Below are 11,073 nucleotides of genomic sequence, written 5' to 3'. Positions count from 1 at the left end.
GCCATTTTCGTTTAGGGCGTTTATTTCTTTGGGGCATCTGTTCGAGAGGCGGTGCTTGGGGCTCCCTCACCCCAACCCTCCCCCGCAAGCGAGGGAGGGGGCCCTGCAGCGGTCGGGGTGAGGGGATGCTTTTCCCGCCAGCACAGCGCGCTCCCTCTCCCGCTTGCGGGGGAGGGGTGGGGTGAGGGCGACGCGGGCGAAGCGCCGGCCGCTGAAAAAGAATCGCTAGCCCCGCGTCGCCTGCCAGACGCCGTGGCAGCGGTCGCCCTGGATCAGGCCGCTCCAGTAGCCGGAGCCGGTGTTGCCGGCGAGGCGGCCGCGGCCGGTGGCGACCGAGGCACCGACCGAGATCCGCACCGCGACGTTCCCGCCGCCGGTGATGCCGCCGGTCACCTTGCCGCCGCCGGCCGAGGCGACGCGACGGCCCTGCACCAGAAACGGCGCGTTGTAGGTCGGGCTGCAATTGCCGGCCCGGGTGGCGAACACCACGTTCCAGGTGCCGTCGAAATTGGCGGCTCGCCGCGGCGCGGCCTCGGCGACGGGCGCCAGCGCGGTCAGCAGGACAGCGGCGAGCAGGCTGGACCGGGCGAGGCCGCGGGAGCCGGCAAGGGGCGGATCAGCGGGGAAAGTCATCGGGGTCTCCAAATGTCGGGTCGCCGGACGGCGGCAATGCGCCCCAGCCTCGGCGCGAATCCTTATGGAAGTGTCTAACGATGATACGACGGCGCGAGGGCGCAGCGGGTTCGCTGTGCCAGCCGATCGCTGCGCCGGCCAGGGCCCGCGAAGCCGCCGTTAAGCGTTGCCAATTCGGCTTTGCTCTGTCATAAGCCCAGCCTTCATCGCCCGGCTGATCAAGGGCTGCCGTGGCGGTGAGCCCTGCGGGACTGTCTCGATTGAGGTAAGTTCTGCAATTTCAACGCTCTAGCGAGCATATTCGCCGCCGCAGCGCCTTCGGGCGCTATTTGCGCGTGGCCTGAGGAGAGCCAAATGCCCAAGTTGAAGACCAAATCGGGCGCCAAAAAGCGCTTCAAAGTTACCGCTACCGGCAAGGTGATGTCCGCCCAGCGCGGCAAGCGCCACGGCATGATCAAGCGCACCAAGAAGCAGATCCGTCAGCTTCGCGGCACCCGCGCGATCTTCAAGACCGACGGCGACAACATCAAGAAGTATTTCTTGCCGAACGCCTGACCGTTCTGGCCGCGCAAGCGCGCGGCAACCTCATCATCGGGCCGCGTCCGCGCGGCCAAGCAAACCCATTCAGATGAAGGAGATCAGTCATGGCTCGCGTCAAACGCGGTGTGACGGCTCACGCCAAGCATAAGAAGGTCTACAAGCTCGCCAAGGGTTATCGCGGTCGTCGCAAGAATACGATCCGCACCGCCAAGGCCGCGGTCGACAAGGCCGGCCAGTACGCGTTCCGCGATCGCAAGCGCAAGAAGCGGACGTTCCGCGCGCTGTGGATCCAGCGCCTCAACGCCGCGGTGCGTCCGTTCGGCATGACCTACAGCGTGTTCATCAACGGCCTGTCGAAGTCCGGCATCGTCGTCGACCGCAAGGTGCTGTCGGATCTCGCGATCAACGAGCCGGCGGCGTTCCAGGCGATCGCCGAGAAGGCCAAAGCCGCACTCGCGGCCTAATGCGTCAAGGCCGCGCTCGCGGCCTGACGTGCCACTAGGTTGACCTTCATCGCCGGGCTTGACCCGGCGATCCATCTTCCTGAAGTGATGGATGCCCGGGTCAAGCCCGGGCATGACTGCATTTGGGGACGGCTTCGCGATGTCCAACCTTCAAGACCTGCAATCCCAAATCCTCGCCGATATCGCGGCGGCGTCGGATGAAGCCGCGCTCGAGGCAGTGCGCGTCGGCGCGCTCGGCAAGAAGGGCTCCGTCTCGGCGCTGTTGGCCACGCTCGGCAAGATGGACCCCGAGCAGCGCAAGACCGAAGGCGCCGCGATCAATCTCGCCAAGGACGCCATCAACGCGGCGCTGACCGCGCGGCGCGACGTGCTCAAGGCCGCCGCGCTCGATGCGCGGCTCGCGGCCGAAACCATCGACGTCACGCTGCCGCTGCGCGAGCCGCTGGCCGAGGCCGGCCGCATCCATCCGCTCAGCCAGGTCTGGGACGAAGTCACCACGATCTTCGCCGACATGGGCTTTGCGGTCGCCGAAGGTCCGGACATCGAGACCGACGACTACAACTTCACCAAGCTGAACTTCCCCGAGGGCCATCCGGCCCGCGAGATGCACGACACCTTCTACTTCAACCCGAAGGAAGACGGCTCGCGCCTGTTGCTGCGCACGCATACTTCGCCGGTGCAGGTCCGCACCATGCTGAGCCAGAAGCCGCCGATCCGCGTGATCTGTCCGGGGCGCACCTATCGCAGCGATAGCGACCAGACCCACACGCCGATGTTTCATCAGGTCGAAGGCCTGGTGATCGACAAGGGCAGCCATCTCGGCCACCTGAAGTGGATCCTGCACGAGTTCTGCAAGGCGTTCTTCGAGGTCGACAACGTCAATATGCGGTTCCGGCCGTCGTTCTTCCCGTTCACCGAGCCGTCGCTGGAAGTCGACATCCAGTGCCGCCGCGGCAAGGACGAGATCCGCTTCGGCGAGGGCGAGGACTGGCTCGAGATTCTCGGTTGCGGCATGGTGCACCCCAACGTGCTCACCGCCTGCGGCCTCGATCCCGACGTGTACCAAGGCTTCGCCTGGGGCATGGGCATCGACCGCATCGCCATGCTGAAATACGGCATGAGCGATTTGCGGCAGCTGTTCGAAGCCGACGCACGGTGGCTGAGCCACTACGGCTTCAAGCCGCTGGACGTTCCGACGCTGGCGGGTGGACTGAGTTCGTGAGCTTAGTCCGATCAGGCGCAGGCGCGTTTGTCGGGCTGTACGTTGAGGCTGCGACAAGCGTCGCCCTCACCCCACCCCTCTCCCGCAAGCGGGAGAGGGAGACCGGCTCCGGCTCGGCGGAACGGCTTTTACTTACCACCGATCACTCCGGCGAGCCTGTTAGTCTCGGACTCTCAAGAGAGCACAGCGCGCCCCCTCTCCCGCGTGCGGGAGAGGGTTGGGGTGAAGGCGCCACGGGCACGGAGATCGCCATGGACGATCCGAAGCAACCAACTTGGAATGTGTCGCCGGGCCAGCGCCGCCATGCGCGCGAGCTGCGTAAGAAATCGACGGATGCCGAGCGGCTGATGTGGGCGGCGCTGCGCGACAAGCAGCTCGACGGCTTCTCGTTCAAGCGTCAGGTGCCGATCGGACCGTATATCGCCGACTTCGCCTGCCACGCGAAAAAGCTGGTGGTCGAACTCGATGGCGGCCAGCATTTTTCGGACGGCGGTGAGCGCGCCGATACGGCGCGGACGGCGGCGATCGAGGCGCGCGGGTTTCGGGTGATCCGCTTCAGCAATGCCGAGGTGATGGGTAATCGTGAGGGCGTGCTGCAGAGCATTGCGGCCGAGCTTGCGGCAAGGGCCCTCACCCCAACCCTCTCCCGCAAGCGGGAGAGGGAGCGCGCCGAGCGTGCGGGGAAGCCACGGCCTGCACAGACCAATGCGAAGCACCGGCCTGCACGAGCCGATACGACGCAAATCACGAAGCCGACCGATTCGGACTAACGACATGATCCGCAGCCTCTCCATACGGCACGGCCGGCTCCCTCTCCCGCTTGCGGGAGAGGGGTGGGGTGAGGGCGACGCGGGCACGGCTTCGACTATTCAGCACGACGCGCGCACCGCGCGGCCAGACGGAAGTAACAACCCATGAAACTCACCCTCTCCTGGCTGAAAGATCATCTCGACACCGACGAGCCGCTGGATGCGCTCGCCGACAAGCTCACCATGATCGGGCTCGAAGTCGAGGGCATCGAGGACAAGGCGAAGGCGTTGGCGCCGTTCACCATCGCCAAGGTGCTGAGCGCCGAGAAGCATCCCAACGCCGACAAGCTGCAGGTCTGCAGCGTCGATGCCGGCGATGGCGGCGCGCCGGTGCAGGTGGTGTGCGGGGCGCCGAATGCGCGGGCCGGCCTCGTCACCGTGTTCTCGCCGCCGGGGACGTATATTCCGGGCAAGAACATCACGCTCGGCGTCGGCAACATCCGCGGCGTCGAGAGCCGCGGCATGCTGTGCTCGGCCGCCGAACTGGAAATCTCCGACGATCACGACGGCATCATCGAGCTGCCGGCCGACGCGCCGATCGGCGCCGCCTATGCGGACTGGGCCGGGCTCGGCGATCCGGTGCTTGATATCAATCTGACCCCGAACCGGCAGGACTGCGCCGGCGTCTCCGGCATCGCGCGCGATCTCGCCGCGGCCGGCATGGGCAAGTTCAAGGATCCGTCGGTCAAGCCGATCAAGGGCGAGTTTCCGTGCCCTGTGAACGTCACGGTCGAAGACGCCAAGCTGTGCCCCGGCTTCGCGCTGCGGCTGGTGAAGGGCGTCAAGAACGGCCCGTCGCCGGAGTGGCTGCAGAAGCGGCTTGCTGCCATTGGCCTGCGGCCGATCAACGCGCTGGTCGATATCACCAACTACCTGACGTTCGATCGCTCGCGGCCGCTGCACGTGTTCGACGCCGCCAAGGTGAAGGGCAATCTCGTCGTGCGCCGCGCCAAGGATGGCGAGACGCTGCTGGCGCTCGACGGCCGCACCTACACGCTCGACAGCAACGTCTGCGTCATCGCCGACGAGCACGGCGTCGAATCGCTCGCCGGCATCATGGGCGGCGAACTCTCCGGCTGTTCGGCCGACACCACCGACGTGCTGATCGAATCCGCGCTGTGGAACGAGATCAACATCGCGCAGACGGGCCGCCGGCTCGGTATCAACACCGACGCGCGCTATCGCTTTGAGCGCGGCGTCGATCCGGCCTTCATGGTGCCGGGGCTCGACCTCGCCACCAAACTGGTGATGGAATTCTGCGGCGGTACGCCGTCCGAAACCGTGGTGGTCGGCAATGCGTTCGGCGACGACCGCATCATCGATTTCCCGCTCGCCGAGGTGAAGCGGCTGGCCGGCATCGAAGTGCCGTTCGCCGAGGCGCGCCGCATCCTGACGCAGCTCGGCTTCATGGTGGCCGGGCAGGGCGCGGTGGTGAAGGTCGCGGTGCCGTCGTGGCGCAGCGACGTGCACGGCAAGGCCGATATCGTCGAGGAAATCGTCCGCATCTATGGGGTCGACAAGGTGCCGATGACGCCGTTCGAACGCGGCGACGCGCCGCGCAAGCCGGTACTGACCCAGATCCAGACTCGCACCCGCCGCGCCAAGCGCGCACTGGCGGCGCGCGGCCTCACTGAGGCCGTGACCTGGTCGTTCATCGCCAAGCAAGCGGCCGAATTGTTCGGCGGCGGTCCGCCGGAGCTGGCGCTGGCCAATCCGATCGCGTCCGACCTCTCCGACATGCGGCCGAGTCTGTTGCCCGGGCTGATCGCATCGGCGCAGGCCAATGCGGATCGCGGCTATCCGGATCTGGCGCTGTTCGAAGTCGGCCAGATCTTCAAGGGCGACCGGCCGCAGGATCAGTTCGTGGCTGCGAGCGGCGTGCGCCGCGGCGTCGCGTCGTCGGCCGGGCTCGGCCGGCACTGGTCGGGCTCGGCGCCGGCGACGGCGCTTGACGCCAAGGCCGATGCGTTCGCGGTGCTGGCCGCCGCCGGCGCGCCGATGGCCGGGCTGCAGATCGCGACGGGCAAGCTGCCGGCCTGGCTGCATCCGGGCCGCTCCGGCGCGATCCAGATCGGGCCGCAGAACGTGCTCGGTTATTTCGGCGAGCTGCATCCGCGCGTGCTCGAGCAGCTCGGCGCCGATGGCCCGGTGGTGGCGTTCGAGGTGATCCTCGACAAGATCCCCGACGCCAAACAGCGGCCCACGCGCGCCAAGCCGGCGCTGGAGCTGTCGGCCTTCCATCCGGTGTCGCGCGACTTCGCGTTCATCGTGGAACGCAAGGTGGCGGCCGCCGATCTGGTCCGCGCCGCGCAGGGCGTCGACAAGAAGCTGATCACCTCGGTCGGCGTGTTCGACGTCTATGAGGGCAAGGGCATCGACCCCGACAAGAAGTCGGTGGCGATCGCCGTGACCCTGCAGCCGCGCGACAAGACCATGACCGACCAGGAGATCGACGCGGTCGGTGCCAAGATCGTGGCGGAAGTGACGAAGAAGACCGGCGGCACGCTGCGCGGCTAACGCGTTTAGCTAACTACTTCAGCGCCCGCGTCGCCCTCACCCCAACCCTCTCCCGCAAGCGGGAGAGGGGGCTCGCCGTGCGCGGGGAGAGGTTGCTACTCACAGACTTTGCGATTCGCGATCTATGCTGCTTGTGCTGCTCAGCGCTAGTCGGCGTCGACTATCGATGCACCGCATCGCCCCGCAGGCAGCGCGCTCCCTCTCCCGCTTGCGGGAGAGGGGTGGGGTGAGGGCGCCCCGGGCAGTGAGCTGATGGCACGCTTAGGCCCCGAGCGCACCCGGAACGACTCGCGGAGAAGCTATCGCCACCACGACGGCGTGCCGTTCGCCGTGGCCGGCGGGCGTTCGCGTTGCGGCTGGCGTTCGCGGCGCTGTTTCTGTTTGCGGGCGGGCTTCTCCGCCTCGGGCTCCTTGACCGGGCCGAGCCGCTTCAACGCGGCATCGGCGGCGCGCTCGCCGGAGTCCCAGGCGCCCTGCACGGTGCCCCACATGTCTTCGCTGGTCGCTTCACCGGCGATCAGCAGCGTGCCGAGCGGTTCTGCGAGCACGCGGCGCATCGGCTGCGCGCCGGGCGCTGCGGCCGACATCGCGCCAAGCACGTAAGGGTTGGCGTTCCAGCGCGCCACCGCCTTGCGTTCGACCGCATTGCCGATCTCGCTGCCGAACAGCTTGCCGAGCCATTCCAGCGCGAACGCCTGCATGGCGGCGTCGCCCTGCGCCGCCAGATCGCGGCCGAAGTTGCCGGCGACATCGACGGTGCACAGCGACGAGCCGTTGATGTTGCCGTAGAGCGCGGCGGTGCGCGGGCCGCTGCTCTGCTCGATCAGCAGTTCGTCGCGCGACAGGCCGAGCGGGTTGCCTTTGAACTGCAGCGCGATGCGGTCGGTGCTGCCGAGCTTGAGCTTGCCGGCGGCGTCGAGCTGACGCTTCGGCAATTCCGGCGTGAACTTGATGGCGCCCGAACTCAGCACGTTGGTCGAGACAGTGAGGATGACGGCCTTGGCATTGATCCGTCCGGCCGCGGTCTCGACGCCGGTGTCGCGGCCATTCCAGACGATGCGGCTGACCGGCGTCGACGTCACCAGCGGCAGTGGCGCGGCGAGTCGCGCCAGCAGCGTGCCGAGTCCCTGCCTGGCGCCGACCAGCACGTTGCGGTCGGGCGCGCGGGTCTCGTCCATCGCCGACAGATCGCCGAGATCGGTGCCGCTCGCATAGGGGCCGAGCACGAAGTCGATGGTCGGGCCCCAGTCGCCGAGATCCTTGGGCAGCGCCGCCGCGCAGGAGACATCGACCTTGCCGCGCGCGGCCTCGTCGATGGCGCGGCTGGCCCGCACCAGCGTCGCCAGATAGTCCTCGGTCTCGCGCGCCCGCGCGTTACGCCGGCCGATCCTGATTTTCTGGCCCGGCGGCGCCGGGACGATGTCGATGCCGACGCTGCGCGCCTGCTTGGCGATCGGGTTGGTGTCCGGATTGTGCAGGAAGCGCGCGCCGCGATCGAACGGCGCCGCGAAGCCGTCGGTATCGGTGAGGCAGCGCCCGCCGGGCTGCGCCGCGGCTTCCACCACCAGCACCTTGCGGCCCGCCGCCACGATGCGCCGCGCCGCCGCGATGCCGGCCGCGCCGGCACCCACCACCACGACGTCCACCTCGCGCGGCAGCGCTGCCCGCGCCCGCGTGGCGAACGCCGGGATCAGCGCGAGGCCGGCTGAGCCGGCAAGGAAGCTGCGGCGCGAGATTGTCATGTCATGGTTTCCAAAGCCTTTGCGGCCGCATCGGTCCGTTCGCCGCCGCACGCGGGCGCCCGGCGGCTTCGACCAGCCGCGACGCAGCGGGCGCGTGCGTCAACTCCGCCAATGCGTTCGTCTCCATCTCGGTGCATCGCGCCCCGCACACGCGCGACGGCCCAACTTGCCGGAATCGCTGCAGCGCGGCAACGGGGCATGGTGAATCAGGTGTCAGTGCGGTGCGGAACCGATGAACTAAATTGCAACCGCTCTGGACAATCATCGCACGGCGACTTCGACATCGGAACGCGGCCGGAGCGGACAATGGGTTTGGTGCTCGATGCCGTCGGCAAGATGCTTGCCGGCTATCTGCAGAAGGAAGAGCCGGGCTACGAGCCGTTCACGCCGAGCGACCCCGACCATCTCCGCACCATCATGCAGCCGGGCGACGTGCTGCTGGTCGAAGGCAATGCGCGCATCTCCGGCATCATCAAGTATCTGACGCAGTCGACCTGGTCGCACGCCGCGCTGTATGTCGGGCCGATCGACGGCGCGGCGGCGCCGGACGGCGAGCCGCATGTGCTGATCGAAGCCAATATCGGCGAGGGCGTCACCTCCTCGCCGCTGTCGCGGCATCTGGCCTATCACACCCGGATCTGCCGGCCGGTCGGACTGTCCTACGAGGACCGCCACACCGTGTGCCGCTACGCCATCAACCGCATCGGCTTCGGCTACGACACCAAGAACATCATCGACCTGATGCGTTATCTGGTCCCGCTGCCGGTGCCGCAGCGCTGGCGGCGGCGGATGATCGCGCTCGGCTCCGGCGATCCGACCAAGATCATCTGCTCGGCGCTGATCGCCCAGGCGTTCGACGCGGTGCGCTATCCGATCCTGCCGAAGATCACCAAGGCGGGCAGCCGCGCCGCGCGCCGCGAGATTCTGCACATCCGCGATTCCTCGCTGTACATGCCGCGCGATTTCGACATCTCGCCGTATTTCGACGTTGTGAAGCCGACCATCGTCGGCGGCTTCGACTACACGGCGCTGCACTGGGCCGACAAGCAGAAGCCGCTCGCCGAGACGGGGCCGTTCGGCGCGCGCGAGGAGCCGGCGGACGCTGCGCCGTCGCTCGTTCCGGGCGAAGTCGATCCGATACCCGAGGCCGGCGTGATGATCGAACCGTCGCGCGGCTAGCGGCGACCTACTCACGTTCGGCTCCGCCGACATTCAGCCCAACGCCGGACAGCTGATCGCGCGGCTTTCATTGCCGCGCGAGGATCTGAAGTAATTCAACGTTGCTGGTATCGCAGGGAGCGATTGACGTCGCATCGCGTTCGTTTGTCCCATTCTCGTACATGCGCTGGACGAGCCTTGCAACGTCACGCTGATCCAAGCTGAGCAATCGGGTCCAGTCTTGATCCTTGCAATGGCGATTGAACGGACGGAGGATCGCGGCCGTTCGGCGGATCGGAAGCGGAGTTCTGAATGACGTAGTGCCAATCGACGCATCACCAGGAGGAAGTTCATGTCCAACGTAATTTCCACCGAAGCCGCCAATCTGATTTCGCGCGCGGCGCGTTTGCACACGGCGGACACTCCCGCCAGTAACGTCTATCTCCACCACAACATCGTTCCGCGCGGCACGGTGTTCTCGCCCGAGCACGATCACATCGTCGTCGCGCAGGACAGCGCCGTCACCTTCATCGACGACGAGCCCACCAAGAACTGGGGCCACAAGTGCCGCTATCTGATGCAGGACGCCCGTTCCGGCCGTGTCCTGCAGGAGGTCCACGCGCTGATGCCGCCGAGCTTCGCGTTCGGCGTCGACTTCAAGTCCGTGCATATCGGCACGCCGCCGCACATCGTCAGCGATTTTCCGGTGCTGCACCTGCCGCAACTGCCGCCGTGGATCTTCTTCAACCCGTCGCAGTGGTACGCGATCCTGTATGCAGGCGCGTCCAATAACCGGCACCTCAACGACATCGAGTTCCTGTATCGGACGCTGGTCCACACCTACAAGGTGCCGAAGGCCAATATCACGGTGCTGAACTACAATGGCACGCTGAACTACAACAACAACGACTGGACGCCGCATGTCGGCCCTGTCGGCAACTGGCCCGGCGACAACACGCCCTATCAGGTCAAGATCGACGGCAAGGGCACTCGGCAGGCGCTGCTCGACGCTATCGCGGCGGTCGGCAAGAAACTCGGCGCTAACGACAAGCTGCTGATCCACACCAACAACCACGGCGGACGCACGCCCAACAACAAGAGCTCGACGCTGTGCGCCTATGAGGGGCCGGTGACGCTGCCGAGCGATTTCGGCGCGGCGCTGGCGGCGCTGCCGAAATACAAGGGCCTGATGGTGATGATGGAGCAATGCTTTGCGGGCGGCTTCATCGACGCGGTGATCCAGAAGACGACCGCGACCTGCACCAGCATCGCCACCGCGGTGGATGCGTTCACCTCGTCGGACGGCGGGCCGAATTTCGATCCCTACGCGCTGTCGTGGATTCGCGCGATGGCGAACGCGACCGAGAGCGGCGGCGTGCTGGTGCCGCCGCCGGTGCTCGACGCGAACAATCACGTCACGGCGCAGAGCGCGTTCGACTGGTCGAAGACCCGCGGCGGGCCGGACGACAATCCGCAATACAAGCAGAACGCGATGTGCGGCGGGACGCTGACGCTGGCGCCGGATCCGGGCTTCACGATCCATCTGCCGCCGCTCTATGTGAAGCTGTGGCCGTGGGAGATCCTGCCCGATCCGGGTCCCGAAACGGTCAAGAGCCTGCTGCCGACGCTGGTCGAGCAGGCGGGCCGTCATGACGTCGGCGTTCCGGCCGGCATCGCCGAGGCGCGGGCGGCGGTCGCCAGCGCGGCGCGGAGCCTGCATTGAGACTCGCTTATCAGGCCGCCTGCGCGGCCGTGAAGCAGGCGGTGCCCCCGGAGCGCGGCGGCACCGCCGAAGTCTCGATTGATCCGCAGCCTTACGCGGCGGGCGATCCGCTCGGCCTCGACCGTGAGTTTCGACCGGCGGATTCCGACCTGTGGCTCGGCTTCATCGACCTCGAGCCGCACAAGAACTGGGGCCACCAGGCGCTCGCGGTGCTGGTCCGCGACGGCGGCACCGAGATTCGCCCGGCCCTGTTTCCGCCGGCGCT

General features: G+C 67.2%; 10 protein-coding genes. 8 read left to right on the top strand and 2 right to left on the bottom strand.

The window, feature by feature from the left end; all coding sequences use genetic code 11:
- Window positions 1-225: 225 nt before the first annotated feature.
- Entirely contained in the window at window positions 226-633 is a 408-nt protein-coding gene (locus tag ACOJTD_RS09665) for a hypothetical protein (protein WP_420132705.1), read from the bottom strand.
- Window positions 634-987: 354 nt separating this feature from the next.
- Between ACOJTD_RS09665 and rpmI the strand changes: the two genes are divergently transcribed.
- From rpmI to pheT, 5 genes are all read left to right on the top strand, one after another.
- Window positions 988-1,188: a 50S ribosomal protein L35 gene (gene rpmI, locus ACOJTD_RS09660; RefSeq protein ID WP_011155610.1), complete on the top strand. Its 201-nt coding sequence runs from the start codon at window positions 988-990 to the stop codon at window positions 1,186-1,188.
- Window positions 1,189-1,277: 89 nt separating this feature from the next.
- The gene (gene rplT / locus ACOJTD_RS09655; protein ID WP_011155609.1) at window positions 1,278-1,637 is read left to right on the top strand and encodes a 50S ribosomal protein L20; all 360 of its coding nucleotides are present in this window, start codon (window positions 1,278-1,280) and stop codon (window positions 1,635-1,637) included.
- Window positions 1,638-1,776: 139 nt separating this feature from the next.
- The gene (gene pheS, locus ACOJTD_RS09650; protein ID WP_420132704.1) at window positions 1,777-2,859 is read left to right on the top strand and encodes a phenylalanine--tRNA ligase subunit alpha; all 1,083 of its coding nucleotides are present in this window, start codon (window positions 1,777-1,779) and stop codon (window positions 2,857-2,859) included.
- 251 nt (window positions 2,860-3,110) lie between these two features.
- Window positions 3,111-3,629 carry an endonuclease domain-containing protein gene (locus ACOJTD_RS09645; protein WP_420132703.1) on the top strand — a complete coding sequence of 173 codons (519 nt, stop codon included), beginning with the start codon at window positions 3,111-3,113 and terminating at the stop codon, window positions 3,627-3,629.
- Between the two features lie 144 nt (window positions 3,630-3,773).
- The gene (gene pheT, locus ACOJTD_RS09640) at window positions 3,774-6,185 is read left to right on the top strand and encodes a phenylalanine--tRNA ligase subunit beta (RefSeq protein WP_420132702.1); all 2,412 of its coding nucleotides are present in this window, start codon (window positions 3,774-3,776) and stop codon (window positions 6,183-6,185) included.
- Between the two features lie 299 nt (window positions 6,186-6,484).
- Here pheT and ACOJTD_RS09635 read toward each other — a convergent pair whose 3' ends face one another.
- Window positions 6,485-7,927 (bottom strand): flavin monoamine oxidase family protein, encoded by a 1,443-nt coding sequence (locus ACOJTD_RS09635; RefSeq protein ID WP_420132701.1) that lies wholly within the window; start codon window positions 7,925-7,927, stop codon window positions 6,485-6,487.
- A gap of 306 nt (window positions 7,928-8,233) precedes the next feature.
- On the opposite strand from ACOJTD_RS09635, the gene ACOJTD_RS09630 reads away from it, so the two are divergent.
- From ACOJTD_RS09630 to ACOJTD_RS09620, 3 genes are all read left to right on the top strand, one after another.
- Window positions 8,234-9,106, top strand: coding sequence for a YiiX/YebB-like N1pC/P60 family cysteine hydrolase (locus tag ACOJTD_RS09630; protein WP_420132700.1), 873 nt, complete (start codon window positions 8,234-8,236; stop codon window positions 9,104-9,106).
- Window positions 9,107-9,437: 331 nt separating this feature from the next.
- Window positions 9,438-10,808: a C13 family peptidase gene (locus ACOJTD_RS09625; RefSeq protein ID WP_420132699.1), complete on the top strand. Its 1,371-nt coding sequence runs from the start codon at window positions 9,438-9,440 to the stop codon at window positions 10,806-10,808.
- On the top strand, window positions 10,805-11,073 hold a 269-nt coding region (locus ACOJTD_RS09620; RefSeq protein ID WP_420132698.1), incomplete at its 3' end, for a hypothetical protein. The genes ACOJTD_RS09625 and ACOJTD_RS09620, both read left to right, overlap by 4 nt.

It is taken from the genome of Rhodopseudomonas sp., from assembly GCF_048594845.1.
Lineage (GTDB): Bacteria > Pseudomonadota > Alphaproteobacteria > Rhizobiales > Xanthobacteraceae > Rhodopseudomonas.
This window is presented reverse-complemented; position numbering and strand designations above follow the sequence as displayed.